Annotated in this window: 17 protein-coding genes; 14 read left to right on the forward strand and 3 right to left on the reverse strand. The window is 64.7% G+C overall.

Annotation, left to right across the window (positions count from 1 at the left end):
- Positions 1 to 7 precede the first annotated feature (7 nt).
- The 8 genes from CR152_RS19600 (at position 8) to CR152_RS19635 (ending at position 7,768) form a co-directional block, all read left to right on the forward strand.
- Positions 8 to 2,200, forward strand: a complete 2,193-nt coding sequence (locus CR152_RS19600; RefSeq protein WP_099882523.1) for a 4Fe-4S binding protein — start codon at positions 8 to 10, stop codon at positions 2,198 to 2,200.
- A 26-nt stretch (positions 2,201 to 2,226) separates the two neighbouring features.
- Positions 2,227 to 3,459 (forward strand): nitrous oxide reductase family maturation protein NosD, encoded by a 1,233-nt coding sequence (locus CR152_RS19605; protein WP_099882524.1) that lies wholly within the window; start codon positions 2,227 to 2,229, stop codon positions 3,457 to 3,459.
- The gene (locus CR152_RS19610) at positions 3,449 to 4,360 is read left to right on the forward strand and encodes an ABC transporter ATP-binding protein (protein WP_208640154.1); all 912 of its coding nucleotides are present in this window, start codon (positions 3,449 to 3,451) and stop codon (positions 4,358 to 4,360) included. Before CR152_RS19605 ends, CR152_RS19610 begins: the two co-directional genes overlap by 11 nt.
- Positions 4,344 to 5,180 carry an ABC transporter permease gene (locus CR152_RS19615; protein ID WP_229413461.1) on the forward strand — a complete coding sequence of 279 codons (837 nt, stop codon included), beginning with the start codon at positions 4,344 to 4,346 and terminating at the stop codon, positions 5,178 to 5,180. The genes CR152_RS19610 and CR152_RS19615 overlap by 17 nt, the downstream gene beginning before the upstream one ends.
- Positions 5,165 to 5,674 carry a nitrous oxide reductase accessory protein NosL gene (locus tag CR152_RS19620; RefSeq protein ID WP_099877415.1) on the forward strand — a complete coding sequence of 170 codons (510 nt, stop codon included), beginning with the start codon at positions 5,165 to 5,167 and terminating at the stop codon, positions 5,672 to 5,674. Before CR152_RS19615 ends, CR152_RS19620 begins: the two co-directional genes overlap by 16 nt.
- 33 nt (positions 5,675 to 5,707) lie before the next feature.
- Positions 5,708 to 6,145, forward strand: a complete 438-nt coding sequence (locus CR152_RS19625) for a c-type cytochrome (RefSeq protein WP_099882528.1) — start codon at positions 5,708 to 5,710, stop codon at positions 6,143 to 6,145.
- 43 nt (positions 6,146 to 6,188) lie between these two features.
- Positions 6,189 to 7,226 (forward strand): FAD:protein FMN transferase, encoded by a 1,038-nt coding sequence (locus CR152_RS19630; protein ID WP_099877418.1) that lies wholly within the window; start codon positions 6,189 to 6,191, stop codon positions 7,224 to 7,226.
- 119 nt (positions 7,227 to 7,345) lie between these two features.
- The gene (locus CR152_RS19635) at positions 7,346 to 7,768 is read left to right on the forward strand and encodes a hypothetical protein (RefSeq protein ID WP_099877421.1); all 423 of its coding nucleotides are present in this window, start codon (positions 7,346 to 7,348) and stop codon (positions 7,766 to 7,768) included.
- 245 nt (positions 7,769 to 8,013) lie between these two features.
- Here the strand turns inward: CR152_RS19635 and CR152_RS19640 are convergent, their stop codons facing one another.
- On the reverse strand, positions 8,014 to 8,220 hold the full coding sequence (locus CR152_RS19640) for a hypothetical protein (RefSeq protein WP_099877423.1): 207 nt from the start codon (positions 8,218 to 8,220) through the stop codon (positions 8,014 to 8,016).
- A gap of 57 nt (positions 8,221 to 8,277) precedes the next feature.
- A complete protein-coding gene (locus tag CR152_RS19645) occupies positions 8,278 to 8,919 on the reverse strand; it encodes a CerR family C-terminal domain-containing protein (RefSeq protein WP_099877427.1) in 642 nt (213 codons plus the stop codon).
- A gap of 276 nt (positions 8,920 to 9,195) precedes the next feature.
- On the opposite strand from CR152_RS19645, the gene CR152_RS19650 reads away from it, so the two are divergent.
- Genes CR152_RS19650 through adeC form a run of 3 tightly spaced genes read left to right on the forward strand, consistent with a single transcriptional unit; the run spans position 9,196 to position 15,036 of the window.
- Positions 9,196 to 10,428: an efflux RND transporter periplasmic adaptor subunit gene (locus tag CR152_RS19650; protein ID WP_099877430.1), complete on the forward strand. Its 1,233-nt coding sequence runs from the start codon at positions 9,196 to 9,198 to the stop codon at positions 10,426 to 10,428.
- Between the two features lie 2 nt (positions 10,429 to 10,430).
- The gene (locus tag CR152_RS19655) at positions 10,431 to 13,577 is read left to right on the forward strand and encodes an efflux RND transporter permease subunit (RefSeq protein ID WP_099877433.1); all 3,147 of its coding nucleotides are present in this window, start codon (positions 10,431 to 10,433) and stop codon (positions 13,575 to 13,577) included.
- 1 nt (position 13,578) lies between these two features.
- Complete coding sequence (gene adeC, locus CR152_RS19660) at positions 13,579 to 15,036, forward strand: AdeC/AdeK/OprM family multidrug efflux complex outer membrane factor (RefSeq protein ID WP_099877436.1); 1,458 nt, start codon at positions 13,579 to 13,581, stop codon at positions 15,034 to 15,036.
- Between the two features lie 131 nt (positions 15,037 to 15,167).
- Here the strand turns inward: adeC and CR152_RS19665 are convergent, their stop codons facing one another.
- Positions 15,168 to 17,840: a sensor domain-containing diguanylate cyclase gene (locus CR152_RS19665; RefSeq protein WP_099877439.1), complete on the reverse strand. Its 2,673-nt coding sequence runs from the start codon at positions 17,838 to 17,840 to the stop codon at positions 15,168 to 15,170.
- 280 nt (positions 17,841 to 18,120) lie between these two features.
- Between CR152_RS19665 and CR152_RS19670 the strand changes: the two genes are divergently transcribed.
- Genes CR152_RS19670 through CR152_RS19675 form a run of 3 tightly spaced genes read left to right on the forward strand, consistent with a single transcriptional unit; the run spans position 18,121 to position 20,319 of the window.
- A complete protein-coding gene (locus tag CR152_RS19670) occupies positions 18,121 to 18,387 on the forward strand; it encodes a hypothetical protein (RefSeq protein WP_099877442.1) in 267 nt (88 codons plus the stop codon).
- A complete protein-coding gene (locus tag CR152_RS33125) occupies positions 18,380 to 18,685 on the forward strand; it encodes a hypothetical protein (protein ID WP_157778615.1) in 306 nt (101 codons plus the stop codon). The genes CR152_RS19670 and CR152_RS33125 overlap by 8 nt, the downstream gene beginning before the upstream one ends.
- Positions 18,682 to 20,319: a PepSY-associated TM helix domain-containing protein gene (locus CR152_RS19675; protein ID WP_157778616.1), complete on the forward strand. Its 1,638-nt coding sequence runs from the start codon at positions 18,682 to 18,684 to the stop codon at positions 20,317 to 20,319. Before CR152_RS33125 ends, CR152_RS19675 begins: the two co-directional genes overlap by 4 nt.
- Positions 20,320 to 20,339 lie beyond the last annotated feature (20 nt).

A 20,339-nucleotide genomic window follows, 5' to 3' on the forward strand; every position in this document is an offset into this window, starting at 1 on the left:
GTCAGCGATGCGCGCCGTGAATGTCCTCCTGCGCCTGTTCGCCTTGCTGCTGTTGCTGGCGGCGGGCCCGGCGCGCGCATCGGTCTACTCGGCCGAGCTGTCCCAGCAACTGCTGCATGGCCCCGACCTGTGCGCCGGGGCGCCTTGCCGCGATGTCATGCCGCAGGCGCATAAGTTTTCCCTGCGTAAGGGCCGGCCGAGCTATGTCGAGGCCATCGCCGTGGGGCCGGACAAGGCTGAGCGCGTGGTCGGCTATGTGTTCCTGTCGACCGACGTGGTCGACATTCCCGCGTATTCGGGCAAGCCCATCATCACCCTGATCGGCATGGATACGCGTGGCATCATTACCGGGGTGCGCGTCCTGAAGCACTCCGAACCTATTCTGCTGGCGGGGATCGACGAATCGACCCTGCTCAAATTTATCGACCAGTACATCGGCAAGTCCGGCGATGCCAAGCTGGAAATCGGCCATGGCGACGAGGCTAGCGGCACTGTCGGGCTGGACGCCATCAGCGGCGCTACGGTCACGGTGATTGCCGAAAACCAGGTCATTTCGCGCAGCGCCTACGACATCGGACGCCAGGTCGGCATCTTCAAGACCGAGGTGCGTCCGGCGCCACGCTACACGGCCCTCAACGAGCGCCTGAGCTGGCAGCAACTGTTGGATGAAGGCAGCGTGGCGCGCTTCCAGCTGCAGCGCAAGGATGTGGGCCTGGCCGGCGACGCCACCTACATCGAACTGTATTTCGGCCACCTGAACGTACCCACGGTCGGCATCAGCCTGTTGGGCGAGCCGGTATACCGGCGCCTGATGGCTGACCTCAAACCGGACGAGCAAGCCATTTTCATCATCGCCAACGGCGAGGCGTCGTTCAAGGGTTCCGGCTTTGTGCGCGGCGGCATCTACGACCGCGTCCAGGTGCGCCAGGACCCGCAAAGCTTCACCTTCCGCGATACCGATTACCTGAATCTGTACGGCCTGCATGCGCCGGGCGCGCCGGCGTTTACCGAGTCGGCCGTGTTCATCGTGCGCTCGGCCAATTTCAACCCCGCCTGGCCGTGGCAGCTCACTTTCCTCGCCAACAAGGCCGATGCGCAGAGCGGCGCCAAGACCTTTGTCCACTTCAACGCACCTTACTGGCTGCCGGCGCGCTACCTGGAGGGCGGGCGCCCGCACATCGTCCAGCCCGAGGCGAGCTGGCGCGCCATCTGGAAGGGCAAGATCGTCCAGATTGCACTGTTCCTGCTGGTGCTAGCCTTTACGGCCGTCATGTATTCGCAGCGCGACCGGCTGGTGCGCGCATCCAAACGCAAGCACAAGCCCTGGATCGAGCGCCCGCGCCATGTGCTGTGGCTGGTCAGCGTGGTATTCCTCGGTTTTTACCTCAAGGCCCAGCCCAGCATCACCCAGGTGCTGACGTGGTTCCATTCACTGCTGCACCAGTGGAAGTGGGAACTGTTCCTGTCCGATCCGTTCATTTTCCTGTTCTGGTGGTTCATCATCGTCAGCGTGCTGGTGTGGGGCAGGGGCGTCTTTTGCGGCTGGCTGTGTCCGTTCGGATCACTGCAGCAGCTGGCGCTCAGCATCGGCAAGGCGGTCGGGCTGGGACGCTTCCAGAAACTGCTGCCCAAGCCGCTGCACGACAAGCTCAGGTGGCTCAAGTACGTCATCTTCGCCGTTCTGCTGGCAGTGTCGTTCTATTCCATGGAAACGGCGGAGCAGCTGGCCGAGGTCGAACCGTTCAAAACCACCTTCATCGTCGGCGTATGGAACCGTACGTGGCCGTTCTGGGTCTTTATCGGCGCCATCCTGGGCTGGTCGTTCCTGAGCGAGCGGCCGTATTGCAAATACCTGTGCCCGTTGGGCGCCGGACTGGCGATTCCCGGCAAGTTCCGCTTGTTCGGGCTCAAGCGCAAGGCCGAGTGCCAGACCTGCCATGCCTGCGCCGCCGGGTGCGGCTCGCATGCGATCGACAGCGCCGGCCGCATCGACCAGATGGAATGCATGCTGTGCCTCGACTGCATGATTCTTTATTACGACGACCATGCCTGTCCGCCGCTGGTCAAGGAACGCAAGCTGCGCGAAAAGCATGGCCAGGCGCTCACGCCCATCGATGCCGGCGGCTACTTCATCGCCCTCGATTCGGTACGCGATGCGCTCAAGGCCAAGGCGGCTTCGTCGGCCGGGGAAAAGCCGTGACTGCCCGCGCCGCCAGCCTTGCCCTGATGCTGGCTCTGTACGCCGGCGCAGCGAGCGCCGCCGTGCTGCACGTGCGCGCGGGAGAATCGATCGGTGCCGCCGTGCGCGCCGCAAGCGCGGGCGACACGGTGCTGGTCGCGCGCGGCCATTACAACGAACGGCTGCTGATCGACAAACCGCTCACGTTGCGCGGCCAGGAACGCCCGACCATCAGCGGCCAGAACAGCGGCGACGTGATCCGGGTAAGCAGCAGCGATGTGACCATCGACGGCCTCATCATCAGCGACAGCGGCGCCGACCTCGACCGCCAGAATGCGGGTGTGTACGTGGTCCCCGGGTCCGACCGTTTCGTGCTGCGCAACTGCGTGGTCAGCTACTCCCTGTTCGGCGTATTCCTGGATAAATCGGACCATTCCACCCTGACCGGCAACACCATCACCGGCAAGCGCGATCTGCAATCGGCCGCGCGCGGCAACGGCATCCAGGTCTTCAACAGCGCCCACGTGGAAGTCATCGACAACAACATCAGCTATGCGCGCGATGGCATTTACGTGGACCTCTCGCGCCACGCCCTGTTTCGCGGCAACAAAATCCACCACCTGCGCTATGGCACCCACTACATGAACACCAACCACAGCACCTGGGAAAACAACGAGTCCTACCAGAACCGTGGCGGGCTGGCGCTGATGGAAGTGCGCAACCTGGTGGTGCGCAACAACGTGGCCTGGGGTAACGAGGATCACGGCATCATGCTGCGCACCATCCAGGATTCGGTGATCGAAAACAATGTGGTGGCGGCCAACGGGCGCGGCTTCTTCATTTACGACGCCGAGTACAACGTGCTGCGCAACAACGTGGTCATCAATAACCGCACCGGCGTGCACCTGTCGGCCGGGTCCTCGAACAATGAGGTGGACGGCAACGACTTCATCGGCAACGAGGAAGCCGTCAAGTTCGTCGCTTCGCGCGATGTCGCATGGGGCCGCACGCGCGGCAATTACTGGAGCGGCTACAACGGCTGGGACCAGGGCGGCGATGGCGCCGGCGATGTGGCCTACGAAGCGAGCGACCTGATCGACCGCCTCAACTGGCAATACCCGCTGGTCAAGCTGCTGCTGACCAGCCCGTCGGTGAGCACCTTGCGTTTCGTGGCGCGCCAGTTCCCGGTTCTGCGCGCGCCCAGCGTGGTCGACCGGCATCCGCGCATGCGGCCCAACAATTCTGACTGGCATCGCTGGAATGACAAACATGTCCATTGAACTTGACGCGGTGAGCAAATCCTTCGGCGCGGTCGAGGCGATCCGCAATGTGTCCCTCAACATCGGGCAGGGCGAGATGTTCGGCCTGATCGGGCATAACGGCGCCGGCAAGAGCACCCTGTTCAAGCTGATGCTCGGCCTGCTGCCGGCCAGCGCCGGGGCCGTGCGCGTCGGCGGCGTGGCCACTTCCAGCGCGCAGTTCCGCCAGGTGCGGCGCCGCATCGGCTATCTGCCGGAAAGTTTTGTGAGCTACGACAACCTCTCCGGCCTGGAAGTGCTGCATCTGTTCGCCGACCTCAAGCAGGTGGCGCGCGCCGAATGCGGGCGCGTGCTGCGCCGGGTCGGCCTGGCCGATGCCGCCACGCGCCGCCTGCATACTTACTCGAAAGGGATGCGCCAGCGCCTCGGGTTCGCGCAAGTGCTGCTGGGCGACCCAACGCTGATCTTTCTCGACGAGCCGACCAACGGGCTCGATCCGGAAGGCATTGCCGCTTTCTACGGCATCCTGCGCGAAGCGCAGGGGCGCGGCGCCACCATCGTGATTACTTCGCACATCCTGGCCGAAATCCAGGACCGAGTCGACCGCCTCGTCATGCTCGATGCGGGCAAGGTAGCCGCGCTCGGCACCCTGGCCGAGTTGCGCTCGCGTCAGGTGCTGCCGTCGCATATCGAGGTGCTGATGCGGCCCGGCTGCGGGGCCGGCGTGGAAGCGGCGCTGGCGCATCTGCCGGGCCTGACGCTCAAGCTCGATGGCGACCAGGCCGGCATCGCCTGCGCGGCCGCGCAAAAGGCGCCGGTGCTGGCCGCGCTGGCCACGATGCTGGTCGATGTGACGATCCGCGAACCCTCGCTGGAAGACCTGTTCCTTGGCTATGGAGGCCACCATGCAAGCGCGGATTGAGTGGGGCCAGGTGCGCGTGATCGCCGCCAAGGAATTCCGCGACCGCATCCGCAACCGCTGGGTGGTGGCGGTGGCTGTCATTTTCGCCCTGTTTGCGCTGGCGATTGCCTATTTTGGCGCGTCGCAGCAGGGCGAGGTCGGCTTTCGCAGCATCGATGTGACGGTGGCCAGCCTGGTCAGCCTGGTGATCTACCTGGTGCCGCTGATCGCGCTCATTCTCGGCTACGACGCCATCGTCGGCGAGCGCGAACGCGGCTCGCTCGAACTGATGCTGTCGATGCCGATCACCCGCTTCGAGATTTTGCTGGGCAAGTATTGCGGCCTGGCCGCCGCCCTGGCCAGTTCCACCGTGCTCGGTTTCGGGGCCGGCCTGCTGCCGCTGGCGGCCGAGCTGACGGTGCGCGACGGCTACCACTACGCCGGCTTTGTCGGCAGCGCCATTTTGATGGGCATGGCATTCCTGAGCATCTCGATGCTGGTATCGGTGCTGGCGCTCGACCGCGTGCGCGCCAGCGGGGTGGCAATCGGCCTGTGGTTCTTTTTCGTGCTGATTTTCGACCTGCTGCTGATGGGAGCGCTGGTGCTGAGCCAGGGCCGCCTGGGCAGCAACACTTTCGCGGCACTGCTCATGCTCAACCCCGCCGATGTGTTCCGGCTGCTCAACATCTTCAGCTCGGAGCAGGCGCAAAGCATGTACGGCCTCGCCACCGTGATGCCCGGCGGCCTGACCGATCCGGCGGTCCTGCTGGCCATCATGGCCGCGTGGGTCGTCATTCCCTTCTTACTTGCCAACTGGAGTTTCAAATGTCCTTCAAGATAAACCGCCTGCTGGCGGCGCTCGCCGCCGCCGGCTTGCTGGCCGCCTGCAGCGAGCACGCCCTGACCGTGGCCGCCCACGAGCCGGGCAGTGACACCGCCTGCGCGCTCGACGGCATGGTGCTGCTCGACTTCCCCGGCCCCAAGGCGCAGATCCAGTATGCCGAAGGCAAGGCCGACTATTACTGCGACCTCATGGAATTGTTCACGGTGATGCTCGCACCCGAGCACAAGCGGCGCATCGCCGGCGTGTTCGTGCAGGACATGGGAAAGACGGCCTGGGACAAGCCGAGCGGGCACTGGATCGCCGCCAAGGATGCGCTGTATGTGGTCGGCAGCAAGAAGCAGGGTTCCATGGGGCCGACCTTCGGCTCCTTCTCGGATGCCGCCCAGGCGGCCGCGTTTGCCAAAGCCGAGGGCGGCAAGGTGCTGCCCTACAGCCAGATCACGGTGGCGATGCTCGACACGGGCCACGCCGCCGGCGACATGCGCCATTGATTGTCCGTTTTTTTTAACGACTGGAAGTACATCATGAAAACCACTACCTTGCTATCCCTGTTGATCGTTGCGGCCCTGGCGGCCTGCGGCGACAAGGCGCCGCCTTCCGATGCCGCAGCGTCCGGCCCGAGCGCTACCGCACCGGTCCCCGAACCGGCGCCTGCGCCTGCACCTGTGGCACCACCTGCGCCCACGGCGGCTGCGGCGCCAGCCCCGAGTGCGGCCGAACTGGCCGCCGGCGAAAAGATCTACACAGCCGCCTGCGTGTCCTGCCACGGCGCCGCGGTCATGGGTGCGCCGAAACTGGGCGACAAGCCGTCCTGGACGCCGCGCATCGCCAAGGGCATCGACGTCCTGTATGCCAACGCCACGAATGGCTTGAACCTGATGCCGCCGCGTGGTGGCAACGCCGCCCTCAAGGATGAGGAAATCAAGTCGGTGGTCGACTTCATGGTCAGCAAGGGACGCTGACGAGAGCAGGGCGGTGCTGCCGCCCTGTCCAGGGGAGAACAACATGCACGCATTTCAAGCAACACTGATCGCGGCGGCGCTGTGCCTGCTGGCGCTGGCGGGCTGCCAGCGCGCCGACACGGTCCATCGCACCCGCGGGCACGTGTTCGGCACCGCGGTCGAGATCAGCATCCACGGCGGCTCGCCCGAACGCGCGGACGCGCTCAGCGGCGCCGTACTGAACGAATTCGACCGGCTGCACCACAAATACCATTCCTGGCAGCCGAGCATGCTCACCTCGCTCAACGAGGCCATCGCGCGCGGCGAACCGTTCACGGCCGACGCTGAAATGGTCGCGCTGCTGCAATCGGCGACCGTGGTGGCCGAGCGCTCGGGCAACCTGTTCAACCCGGCCATCGGGCGCTTGATCCGGCTGTGGGGTTTCCAGAGCAGCGACATCGCGCCCCAGGCGCCGCCGGCGCACGAGATCCGGCGCTGGCTCGACGCGCGCCCGCGCATGTCGGACCTGCGCTTCCAGGGCAATACGATTTCGAGCACCAACAAGGCGGTGATGATCGACCTGGGCGGCTACGCCAAAGGCTATGCGCTCGACCGCGCGGCGCAGCTTTTGCGCCAGGGCGGGGTCAAGGCGGCGCTGGTGAACGTGGGCGGCAATGTGATCGCCATCGGCCAGCCAGGGGAGCGCCCGTGGCGGGTGGGCATCCAGGATCCGCGCGCGGCCGGCGCCGTGGCGCACGTGGCCCTGCGCGACAACGAGGCGATGGGCACCAGCGGCGATTACCAACGCTATTTTCTCAAGGATGGCAAGCGTCACCCTCACATCATCGACCCGCGCAGCGGTTATCCGATCGACCTGGTGGCGTCGGTCACGATCGTCACGTCGGGGGGAGGGGATGCCGGTTTGCGGTCGGACGGTAACTCGAAACCCTTGTTCATCACCGGCCCGGCCGGTTGGGAAGCGATGGCCGCGCGGATGGGCCTGGGCGAGGTGATGCTGATCGATGCGCAGGGCAAGGTGCACACGACGGCGGCGATGCGCTCGCGGCTGGCTGCATCGCAGGGGGCAAAGGGCACGCACTAGGTTTAGTTTCCGTGCGGGAATCAAAATGAAAGAAGGGTTACTTCCCGCTACAATAGCGATTCGACAACATGCGGCTGGGTCCAGCCCTGTTGGCCCCACTATGATCACCGGAGAATAACTTGCGTAAAAACTTAATCAAAATTTCAATGCTGTGCGCCGCGGTACTGATGGCAGGTTGCGAAACTACCGGGACGAAGCAGGCCGACCCGAATGCCGTCGAAGCACCGTCGCCGAAGAATCCGGAATTCGCAGGCGAAATGGCCAAGTTCAATGCCCAGTTTCCGAACGCGAAAGCCACCCAATACGAGAACGAATCGATCGCCTTCAATAACGAGCGCAAGCTCGACCAGAAAGGCAATTGCCACGGCAAGTCGAAATTTCCGATCACGATCGTGCTGATCCTCGATGCGGAAGGCAAAGTCACCAAAACCATGACCGATGTCGAGAACGCCAAGGCAAGCTGCTTCCGCAACGCGTATGCCGGCGTACAGTTCCCGCGTCCGCCAACGGCGCCGTACCGCAAGGCCATCCTGCTGAACTAAGCGACTTTCTCCCGCCGCGCAGCAACGCCTTTGCTGGTTTCACGCAAGGGCGGAGCATGGCGCTTGCTTGAGCGGGAATGATCGACGAATAGCGGGCAATGCATGTCTGAACGTCGTCAAGCTGCGTCACCCAATTCGTCCGGGGGCTCCGGAACGCTGGGTTGAAATGCTTCTATCGTCTTTGCTTGCCATGGCAACTGGCTGTGTCAGCCAATGCGGCCTCGTTCAATCGGACGGGGTGATCCCTACATGTAGTAATACATAATCGATAGCCATAACCCGACGTCAGCCTCGTTCATCCGGCGCATGTGCGGCGTGATTTTGGCGAGGATCGGTTTCACCGGAACCGGGTCGGTATCGAGCCAGGCCGCAGCGGTTTGCTTGACGTCCTCATCGCCGACATAGGTGTCCATGAAGTACCGCAGGGCGCTCTTCAATTCGGCTTCATTCATCGTCTCTCCGCCTCTGAAACTGCGAGGCCCGCAGTGTGCGCCTGCGGGCCGCCTGCATCAACGTGTTCCTTGATCCCCATCGGCCACGCCCAGTGCGCGCAGCGAAAACGCGGTCACATGGCGCGCGATCTCGCGGATGCCGGCTTCGTCGTAGACGATGTCGGGTGCCATCATTTCATTGACTGGCTTCGAGTGGCTGTAATACAGCATCTGCCCCAGGATGCTGAACAGGTTGTTGCGGATCTCGACCTCGCTCGTGCCCGGCGGGGCGATGTCGCGCACCAGTTCCTGCATCACTTCCTGAAGCGGCTGAATCAGCGTGTCGACGATATGGCGCAGGGCGGCGGTTGGCTCCACCAGTTCCCAGCTGATCAGCCGCGAGATCAATGAATGCGGACCGCTGGTCATCATGTCGACCAGCAGGCGTTCGATCAGATGCGCCAGGCGCAGCGTGGCAGGCACCGACGCGTCGCGTGCCGGCACGGTCAGTTCGTCCATCTCGGCGCTGCCACCCTCGCGGTCGATGATCGCCAGGTACAGCCCGTCCTTGCTTCCAAAATAATAGTTGACCATCGCCAGGTTGGCACCGGCGCGTTCGCAGATCTTGCGCACCGACGTCGCCTTGAAACCGTTCTCGGCAAAGCACTCCGTTGCCGCAGTGATGATGCGGTTGCGGACATCGTTGTCGTCAGCTTTCATCTTCAAGACACTCCTGGTTTTTGCGAATTAAACGTGTGTTTAATTTCTAATTTTTGAATTGTACATAGCAGCTCCTGCCTTGTCCATGCGTTTCCATTGGCGGGCATCGGCAATGCCGGCAATGCCACATTATCAAATCACAATTTCTGGTTGACAACTAAACAGCTGTTTGATACAGTTGTATTAAACGGTTGTTTGAAACACTTGTTTGGCGCCGTCAAGGCAAGCCCAGGCTTGCCGCGACAGGCACCAACCGTTCAACTAACGAAAGCCAACATGCAATCGAACCTCTTCCCCCGCTCCGCCAAGCCGGCCGCCGGCGCTCCCGTCCTGCTGGCCCTTGGCGCCGCCGTCCTGCTCGCCGCCTGCGGCAACAAAGCGCCACCCGCGCCACCGCCGTCCGGCCCGCCGCAAGTCGTGGTGCACACGGTCGCGGCCCAGCCGATGACCGTGACTACCGAGCTGGCCGGGCGCACCTCCGCTTACCAGGTGGCCGAAGTACGGCCCCAGGTTGGCGGCCTGATCCTCAAGCGCCTGTTCGTCGAGGGCTCCACCGTCAAGGCCGGCACGGCGCTGTACCAGATCGATCCGGCCAGCTTTGTCGCTTCGGTCAATTCGGCCAAGGCCACCCTGGCCAGCGCCAGGGCCAGGTTGCTGGCGGCCGAGCCGAAAGCGAAGCGCTACCAGGAATTGCTGGCCATCGAAGGCGTCAGCAAGCAGGATAGCGAAGACGCGCTCGCCAGCGCGGCCCAGGCCCGCGCCGAAGTCGCATCGGCCCAGGCTGCGCTCGACGTCGCCAATATCAATCTGAAATACACCAATGTATACGCGCCAATCGGCGGCCACATCAGCCGCTCGAACGTGACCGCCGGCGCCCTCGTGACCGCCGGTCAGGCCGATGCGCTGACCACCGTGCAGCAGCTCGATCCGATTTATGTCGACGTGACCCAGTCCAGCACCGAACTGCTGGCGCTGCGCCGCCGCTTCGAGAGCGGCAAACTCAAACAGGCAGAGGGCGGCCAGGCCACGGTCAGCCTGCTGCTGGCCGACGGCAGCAAGTACAGCGCGCCCGGCAAGCTGCAGTTCGCCGATGTGAGCGTCGATGCCGGCACCGGCAACGTCACCCTGCGCGCGCTGTTCCCGAACCCGAAGGGTGAACTGATGCCCGGCATGTATGTGCGCGCCGTGCTCGACAGCGGCCTGGATGACAAGGCCATCACCGTGCCGCAGGTCGGCGTCACGCGTAACCAGCGCGGGGAAGCGACCGCACTGGTATTAACCAAGGAAAACAAGGTCGAGCAGCGCGTGCTGAGCACCGGCGCGGCCGTGGGCGACCAGTGGGTGGTCAACGCCGGCCTGGTTCCGGGCGAGCGGGTGATCGTCGAAGGGGTGCAGAAAGTGCGTCCCGGCGCGCCCGCCGTGGCTGTCCCGGCAGGTGCCCCAGCGCCCGGTGCCCAAGGCGTGGCAGGCACTCCCGCTGCAGGCCGTGCGACCCCTGCAGGAGCATAACCATGGCCCGTTTCTTTATTGACCGTCCGATCTTTGCGTGGGTTATCGCGCTGGTGATCATGCTGGGCGGCGTGCTGGCCATTCTGGGCTTGCCGATTTCGCAGTATCCGAGCATTGCGCCGCCATCGATTTCGATCAGCGGCAGCTATCCGGGCGCGTCCGCCAAGACGGTGGAAGACGCTGTCACCCAGGTCATCGAACAAAAGATGAAGGGGATCGATGGCTTGCAATACATGTCGTCGAGCAGCGATTCGAGCGGTTCGGTCGGCATCACGCTGACGTTCAGCAACGGTACCGATCCGGACATCGCACAAGTACAGGTGCAGAACAAGCTGCAACTGGCCACACCGCTGCTGCCGGCCGCCGTCACCCAGCAGGGCCTGGTGGTGAGCAAGTCCACCATGAACTTCCTGATGGTGCTCGGTTTCGTCTCGGAAAACGGCAGCATGCAGCAGGCCGACCTGGGCGATTACGTCGCTTCCAGCGTGGTCGATTCGCTCAGCCGCGTGGAAGGCGTGGGCGACGTGACCCAGTTCGGCTCGCAATACGCAATGCGGATCTGGCTCGACCCGGCCAAGCTGCTCAATTACCAGCTGACCCCGGCCGACGTGAGCAGCGCCATCCGCGCCCAGAATGCGGAAGTGTCGGCGGGTGAACTGGGCGGCGCGCCATCGCGTCCCGGCCAGCAGCTCAATGCCACCGTGTCGGCCCAGAGCCGCCTGCAAACCAAGGAACAGTTTGGTGCGATCTTGCTCAAGACCCGTGCCGACGGCGCCGTGGTGCGCCTGAGCGACGTGGCGACCATGGAACTGGGCAGTGAAAGCTACAACATCGTGGCACGTTTCAACGGCAAGCCTGCCGCCGGCGTGGCGATCAAGCTCGCCACCGGCGGCAACGCGCTCGACACGGCCAAGAACGTCAAGGCCAAGGTCGAGGAAATGCAGAAGAACTTCCCGGCCGGCATGAAAGCCGTGGTCGCCTTCGATACCTCGCCCTTCGTCAAGCTGTCGATCGAGGAAGTGGTCAAGACCCTCATCGAAGCCATCGTGCTGGTGTTCCTGGTGATGTACCTGTTCCTGCAGAATTTCCGCGCCACCCTGATTCCGACCATGGCCGTGCCGGTCGTGCTGCTCGGCACCTTCGCCGTGCTCAGCATTCTCGGTTACTCGATCAATACCCTGACCATGTTCGCCATGGTGCTGGCGATCGGCCTCTTGGTCGATGACGCCATCGTCGTGGTCGAAAACGTCGAACGCATCATGAGCGAAGAAGGGCTGTCGCCGAAAGAAGCGACCAAGAAATCGATGACCCAGATCACCGGCGCGCTGGTTGGTATCGCGCTGGTGCTCTCGGCCGTGTTCGTGCCGATGGCCTTCTTCAGCGGTTCGACCGGCGTGATTTACCGCCAGTTCTCGATCACCATCGTGTCCGCGATGGTGCTGTCGGTACTGGTTGCCATGGTATTCACGCCGGCGCTGTGCGCCACCTTGCTCAAGCCGGTCGAACAGGGTCACAAGGCCGGCACCACGGGCTTTTTCGGCTGGTTCAACCGCAGTTTCGACAAGAGCAGCCGCCGCTACCAGGGCTGGGTCGGTACCCTGATCGCCCGCACCGGCCGCACCATGGTGGTGTACGCCGTGCTGGCGCTGCTGATGGCCGTCGGCTTCCTGCGCCTGCCGACCTCGTTCCTGCCGGCGGAAGACCAGGGCATCCTGTACACCCTGGTGCAATTGCCGGTCGGCGCTACCCAGGAGCGCACGCTCAAGGTGGTCGAGCAGGTCGAGCAGCATTACCTGAACGAGCAGAAGGATGCGGTCGCCTCGGTGTTCTCGGTGGCCGGCTTCAGCTTTGCCGGTAACGGCCAGAACGCGGCCATGGCGTTCGTCAAGCTCAAGGATTTCGACGAGCGCGGCAGCGAGCTCTTGCGCGCCCCGGCCATCGTCGGCAAGGCCATGTGCCGCTTCATGCAAATCAAGGATGCGATGGTGTTCGCCATCGCCCCGCCCGCGGTGATGGAACTCGGCAACGCCAACGGCTTCGACCTGATGCTCAAGGATGAAGGCGGCCTCGGCCACGAAGCGCTGATGGGCGCGCGCAACCAGCTGCTCGGCATGGCTGCGCAAAGCAAGATGCTGGTGCAGGTTCGTCCCAACGGCCAGGAAGATTCGCCCCAGTACAAGCTGGAAGTGGACCAGCAAAAAGCCAGCGCGCTCGGCCTGTCGCTGGCCGACATCAACAATGTGCTGTCCACCTCGTGGGGCGGCGCGTATGTGAATGACTTCGTCGACCGCGGCCGCGTCAAGAAGGTGTACATGCAGGGCGCGTCGGATGCGCGCATGGCGCCGGAAGACATCGGCAAATGGTACGCCCGCAATGCCAGCGGCGAGATGGTGTCGTTCTCGACCTTTGCCACCGGCAAATGGATCTACGCCTCGCCGCGCCTGGAGCGCTACAACGGCACGCCGTCGCTCAACATCCAGGGTGTGGCCGCACCCGGTTTCAGCTCGGGCGACGCCATGCTGGAAATGGAAAAGCTGGTCGCCAAGCTGCCGCCAGGGATCGGCTTCGAGTGGAGCGGGGTGTCGATCGAAGAGCGCGCCGCCGGTTCGCAAACCACCATGCTGTATGCCATGTCGCTGCTGATCGTGTTCCTGTGCCTGGCCGCGCTGTATGAAAGCTGGTCGATTCCATTCTCGGTGCTGCTGGTGGTGCCGCTGGGTGTGCTCGGTACCGTGCTCGGCACCATGCTGTTCGGCCTGTCGAACGATGTGTATTTCCAGGTGGCGCTGCTGACGGTGGTGGGTCTGGCTGCCAAGAACGCCATCCTGATCGTCGAGTTTGCCAAGGAGCTGGAAGATGGCGGCATGGACGTGAGGAAAGCGACCCTGGAAGCGGTGCACCTGCGCCTGCGTCCGATTTTGATGACTTCGATTGCGTTCGGTCTCGGCGTGTTGCCGCTGGCGATCAGCAGCGGGGCCGGCTCGGCCAGCCAGAATGCCATCGGTATCGGCGTGCTGGGCGGCATGCTGACGTCGACTTTCCTGAGCATCTTCTTTGTGCCGGTGTTCTTCGTGGTGGTCCGCGCTTTCGTGGTCCGCAAAAACAAGGTGGCGCCCGCGTCCGCCATCGCTTCCGTGGAGGGGCATTGACATGAATAGCTCAATTAGTTCGACCTTGAAACTGACCGTACTCGCAGCCGTGATCAGTGGCTGCACAATGATGCCCAAGTACCAGCAGCCGGTGAGCCCGGTCGCTGCGGCTTGGCCTACCGGCACGGTGTACCCGGCGCCCGCCGCCGCGGGCGCCACAGCGGCCGCCGACATCGCCTGGCGCGATTACTTCGCCGATGAGCGCCTGAAGAAACTCATCACGCTGGCCCTGGCCAACAACCGCGACCTGCGCGTCGCGGCACTGAACATCGACAAGGCGCGCGCCCAGTACCGCATCGAGCGCGCGGCGCAGTTGCCGTCGGTGGCGGCCGGCGCCAGCCAGAGCGCCCAGCGCACGGCCGACAAGATGAGCGCGGGCGGGCAGGGCGCCGTGAATCGGCAGTATGGCGTGAACCTGGGCGTGGCCGCATGGGAGGTCGACCTGTTCGGCCGCGTGCGCAGCCTGTCGGAAGCGGCGCTGCAAACCTATCTGGGCACCGAGGAAGCGCGCACCAGCGTGCAGATGTCGCTGGTGGCCGAGGTGGCCAACGCCTACCTGACCCTGATGGCCGACCAGGAACGTCTGCTTCTCGCGCGCCAGACCCTGGCCAGCCAGCAGCGCTCCCTGGCCCTGAGCGAAAGTCGCGTCAAGGCCGGGGCGGCGGCCGGGCTGGACCTGTACCAGGCCCGCACCACCGTGGAAACGGCGCGTGCCGATGCCGCCGCCTACACCGCCCAGGTGGCGCAGGGCCAGAATGCGCTGACCCTGCTGGCCGGCGCCGCCGTACCAGCCGAACTGCTGCCGAATGCCGGCTTGGCGGACGTGACCGCGCTCACCGCGGTCAGCGCCGGTTTGCCGTCGGACCTGCTGTACCGCCGGCCGGACGTGCTCGCGGCCGAGCGCACGCTACAAGCAAGCAACGCCAACATCGGCGCGGCGCGCGCGGCCTTTTTCCCGCGCATCACGCTTACCGGGCAGGCCGGCACGGCCAGTTCCAGTCTGTCTGGCCTGTTTGACGGCGGCTCGGGCGTGTGGAGTTTCGCGCCGTCGATCAGCCTGCCGATTTTTGACAGCGGCGCCAACCGCGCCAATCTGGAGGTGGCCAAGGTCAACCGCGATATCGGCGTGGCGCAGTACGAGAAGACCATCCAGACCGCGTTTCGCGAAGTGGCCGACGCCCTGGCCCAGCGCGGTACGGTGGACGAGCGCCTGAACGCGCAGCGGCAACTGGTGGAAGCGTCCGACAAGAGCTATCGGATTTACGAAGCGCGCTACAAGAATGGCGCCGATACGTTCCAGAATGCGCTGATCGCGCAGCGGGCGCTGTATGCGGCGCAGCAAGGCCTGATTTCAGTCAGGCTGGCCGAGCAGACCAGCCGGGTCACCCTCTACAAGGTGCTCGGCGGCGGCTGGCGGGCTGGCGATGGCGTGGCCGTGGCGGTGGCGACGCAGGGGTAGGGCGGCGCAAGCAGGTAGGCACAAGCATCCGGACGCTGCATGCACCCGGATGCTTTTCCGCCGGCAGGGCGGGCGAAGATCCGGAAAGAGGTGTGATATTTCATGTGCGCCGTCTCGCCGGCGCCGCACCATCACGTTTGCTTCGTTCCCAGACAATATTGATTGCGTCCAGCCGCCTTGGCCTGGTACAGCGCCGCGTCGGCCTCCCTGGCCAGTTCGCGCGCGTCGGGCTGGGCGCTGTCGGTCCAGGCGATGCCGATGCTGCTTGACACCTGGCGCGCCATGTCGCCGACTGAAAACAGCGGCCGCATCGCGTCCACGATCTTGGCGCCGATCCCGGCGCACTCCTCGGGCGAGCGCACGCCTTCGAGGATGATGGTGAATTCGTCGCCCGCCAGGCGCGATACCGTATCGGTTTTCCTGACCGCGCCCAGCAAGCGCCTGGCGAACTCCCTGAGCACCTCGTCGCCCCACGCGTGACCGAGCGTATCGTTGATCTGCTTGAAGCGGTCGATGTCGAGGTACATCAGGGCGATGCCAGTGCGGTTGCGCACACTGCGGGCCAGCGCCGCTTCCAGCTCGGCTTCGTAGCTGCGGCGGTTCGGCAACCCGGTCAGCGTATCGGTATTGGCCAGCGCCTTCAGGTTGGCCTCGTGCCGGCGCGCGGCCGTCACGTCGGTCGAGAGCAGGTAGGCGCCCAGCACCACGCCATCGCGCATGTGCGGTATGTACACCGAGTGAAGAATGCGGCTTTCGCCCCCGTGTTCGACTTCCATTTCCAGCTGCACGGTGTGGCCTTCCAGGCAGCGCCGCAGTTGTTGTTCGCGCTGGCCGTGGAAGTGCGCGGGGAAGACGTCGGTGATGGATTTTCCCACCATGTCGGCCGGATCGATGCCGTACCACTGCTTGTACATGGCATTGGCGAAGCGGTAGCGCAGATCGATGTCGAGGTACGAAATGAGCGCCGGCAGGTTGTCGGTGACGGTGCGCAGGCGCTCCTCGCTGTCGCGCTGGCGGATTTCGCTGCACTTGCGTGCGGTGATGTCGAAGGCCATCGCGTAAAAACCGTTGACCGAGCCGCTGGTGTCGATGTCGGGGATATACGAGGCGTGGTAATACGAGCGCCGCCCCTCGACCGTGATTTCATCCTCGAACGAGACGCGCTTGCCCTGCATCGCCAGCTTGATGAACTGTTCGACTTTCTCGAATTCCGGCGCGCTGTAGGCCTGGCGCACTGGTTGGCCGATCAATTGTGCGTTTTCGCGTCCGTAGAAACGCAGCGCCTGCGAATTGAGGAAAGTGAAATTGCCGGCCTTGTCGACCTGGCCGATCAGGGCCGGAAGGTTTTCGGTAATCGCCCGCAGGCGCTGCTCGTTCAGTTTCAGCTTGCGCTGCGATTCGCTCAATTCCGTGATGTCCTTCATCGCCACCACCGCGCCCATGGCTTCGCCATTCGGGCCGATCATGCGCCGCCCGCTGGCCAGCACGCAGCGACGGTTCAGGCCCTTGGGCGCGATCAGCATGGCGCAATCCTTGACCGTTTCGCCGTGCAGCGCGCGCACCAGCGGCACGTCGCGCTCTTCCAGCAGGCGCGTGCCATCGGCCGAAAACAGGCTGTAATGCGAGGCCCAGTCGCCGCTTGGCAGCGCCTGCGGCGGCAGGCCGTGGAATTCGCGCGCGGCGCGGTTGAACAGGGTCAGCGCGCCGTCGGCCGAGCAGGCCACCACGCCGACATCGAGCGTTTCGAGCACGGTGTCGAGCAGTTGCTGTTTCTGCATCAAGGCCAGCTTGGCCTTGATGCGCTCGGAGACATCGTGCAGGAAAGCGCCGAAAAATGTCTCGCCGCCGGCCTGGAAGGCGTTGATCGTCATCTCGACCGTGATATCGCCATGGTCTCGGGTGCAGGCGGGCATTTCGATGCGCGTGTTGATCACGCTGCCCGCGCCCTGGCGGGTGAAGCTCCGCATGCCGGCGCGGTGCGCCTCGCGGTAGCTTTCGGGGATGATCAGCGTGGCCAGTTCCTGGCCCAGCGCTTGCTCGCGCGTCCAGCCGAAGGTGCGCTCGGCCGACGGATTCCAGTCCACCACCATGCCGTTCGCGTCGGTGCTGACAAATGCGCTGAACGAGGAACTGATGATGGTGCGGATGCGCTCCTCGTTGGCGCGCAGCGTTGCTTCGGCGCTGAGGCGCTGGCGGATTTCGCGCTTGAGCGTGTCGTTGGCGTCGCGCAGGGAGGCTGTGCGCTCGTCGATGCGTTTTTCCAGTTCGATATTGAGCGCCTGCAGCGCCCCTTCGGCGCTTACGCGCGCGGCGATCAGCGTGCCCTTGTTCAGTTCATCTTCGACCAGGCTGGCGAAGTCGCGCAGGCTCTGGCGCGCCGCGTCGTCGAACTGGCGCGGCACGGTATCGATGATGCACAGCGTGCCGACCGCTTCGCCATCGTGCGAGAACACGGGCTGGCCGGCGTAGAAGCGGATAGCAGGTGCGCCAGTCACCAGCGGATTGGCGTGAAAGCGCGCATCTTGCAGTGCATCCTCGACCACCAGCATCTCGCGCCTGGCCACCGCGTGGGTGCAGAAGGAAATTGAACGCGGCGTTTCGGCCGCGTCCAGCCCGACGCGCGACTTGAACCACTGGCGCTCTTCGTCGACCAGCGACACCAGGGCGATCGGTACCGCCATGGTGGCTGCGGCCAGGCGGGTCAGCCGGTCGAAGCGTTCTTCCTGGGGCGTATCGAGCACGCGCAGCGCGCACAACGCGCGCACGCGCCGCAGGTCGTCGGAATAAGGGAGGTCGATGTCCATGATGCTTCCCGGTCGGTGACGCCCAGCGTCAGCATTTTGCAACAGTGCAAAGGATCGGCGGATGCGTGGCCGGAGGAATTCGGTGATTGCGTGGACGCGCAGGCGGCGCTGGGGCCTCGGTCCTGCCCTGACATCGGGTTCTATCACTATACAAAATTTCCGTAGGGAACGCAATTTCTTCTGAAAGATATATTTTACTCAACCATCGTATTGAGAATCATTTACATTTGGGGTAAGATGCGGCCGTCTCCCCAGTCCCACGGGCGAGTTGAAAGCCAGTATGTTGTTCGCCCTTGCCCTGATCCTGACGCTGCTCTCCGCCGTGTGCTGCAATTTCAGCACGCCCAGGGCCGAACCACGTTTGCCGGCCGCGCTGGGCTGGGCGCTGGGGGCGGCGCCGCTGCTGCTGGCGGTTGTCATCCTCGCCGCGCGCGCGAGCACCTTCACTGCCATCCTGACCGTGCTGACCATCTGGATGATCGCCCTGCCGCTGGTCGGCGTGCTGCGCGCGGTGCGCCGCGCGCGCGCGGGGAGGGCGCATGGCTAAGGACAGCGCGCAGCGCGACCAGGTGCTCCTGCATAACGGCGTGGTCGCACTGGTGCTGGGCTACCCGCTGGCGATCGCGCTGAGCGGCGCGCTGCACCAGCTGATGCAATGGCTGGACGCCGGCCCGATCGTCGGGCAACTGACAATGTGGGTCGTGTATCCGCTGTGGGTCAGCGTGATCGCGCTGATTTTCCTGGTGCCCAGCAAGCGCGCCTGCTGGACCTGGCTGGCGCTGGCCAACGCGCTGGCCGCTGCCGCCTGCTACCTCCTGATGCGGGCCGGCGGGAGCGCCGCATGAAGCCGGAGATCGTGCGCACCTATAAAGTGGTGCATACCTGGGTCGGCATCCTCAGCGGCGTGATGCTGTTCATCGCCTTTTACGCCGGCGCGTTCACCATGTTCAAGCCGGAAATCGGGCATTGGGCCGAGGCTGTCCCCAGCGCGCAGCAGGCTGCCAGTTCGCCGGTCGATGCGCTGGCGCGCGCCTTTTTCGCCGCGCGCGACGATGCCATCGGCAGCGCTGTGCTGGTGCTCGACCGCGAGCGGCCAGGTTTCGGCCGCATGCGCTATGCCGACAAGCAGGGCGCCAGCTGGCAGGTGACCCTGGACGCAGCCGGCCAGCTGCAAACGAGTGCCGCGCAAACCGGGCCGGCCGGCCACTTCGTCGACGAAGTGCACCGCAACGGCGGCCTGCCGCTGGCCGGCGCCGTGGCCGAGCCGATCATCGGCTTCGTGGCCCTGCTGTACGCGCTGGCGCTCATATCCGGCGTGGTGATTCTGCTGCCGTCGCTGGTCAAGGATTTGCTCCTGCTGCGCATCACCGCCAACGTCAAGCGTTTCTGGCTCGACGCGCACAACCTGATCGGCATCACCAGCCTGCCGTTCCACCTGGCCATTGCCCTGACCACCGCCGGCTTCTGCCTGCACGACTGGGTCTACGACACGCAGGACGCCACCATTCACGCCATCGGCAAACAAGCCGACGCGGCGCCGCGCGCCAAGGGCAAGGCCGACCCCGGCGCCAGCGCAACCTGGGTGGCGCCGTCCAGCCTGCTGGCCAGCGCCCGGGCGCGCTCCGCCAGTTTCACGCCGACCGAACTGACCTACCGCGGCCTGAACAGTCCCAAACCGCAAGTGAACATGGGCGGCGAAGACTGGAGCGGCCACATGCGCGCCCCGCGCGCCGGTTTCATGAACTTCAATCCCGTCACCGGCCAGCTCAACAAGGGCATCAGCCTGCTGCCGCACCAGCAAACCAATTGGGAAGCGAGCCTGTCCGCCATCTTCGCGCTGCACTTCGGCAGCTTTGGCGGGGTACCGGTGCGCGTGGCATATGCCGTGATGGGCGTGCTCGGCGCGATCCTGTTCTATACCGGCAACCTGCTGTGGATCGAATCGCGCCTGCGCAAGAACCGCCAGCTGGCCGTTCCCCTCGAACAGCCGCGCCATGTGCGCTGGGTGGCCGCGCTGACGGTCGGGCTGTGCCTGGGCGCGGTTATCGGGCTGCCGCTGGGCCTGGTGGCATTGCGCTGGGAAGCCAGCCTGGGTCTGGACATGGCCGGCATCGGCCTGTCCGTCTTTAACACCGCGCTCGGTGCGGGCCTGCTGGCGGCGCTGGTGAAGGGCGCCGCCTGGGCCGGCTACCGGCTCACGCTCGCCGCGGTGCTGGCGACCTTGCTGGTTCCGGCGACCAGCCTGCTGGCCAGCGTGTTCCCCGGCATGCCGATCGCCAAACCGTACGTAACCGATTACCTGTGGATCGACGGCCTGTCGCTGCTCGGCGGCCTGGCGCTGCTGTGGATGGCGGCGCGCGTGCGCCGGCGCGGCCGCTCCGGCGAGCAGCACAGCGTCTGGCGCGAGCCGGCGCCGCTTGCGCCATCCCCTGACACCAATTCAAGCCAAATCACTTCTAACCGAATGGAGCAAATGTAATGCGAGTTGTCCCTGTGTGT

The organism is Massilia violaceinigra (assembly GCF_002752675.1).
In the GTDB taxonomy this organism is placed as follows: domain Bacteria; phylum Pseudomonadota; class Gammaproteobacteria; order Burkholderiales; family Burkholderiaceae_D; genus Telluria_A; species Telluria_A violaceinigra.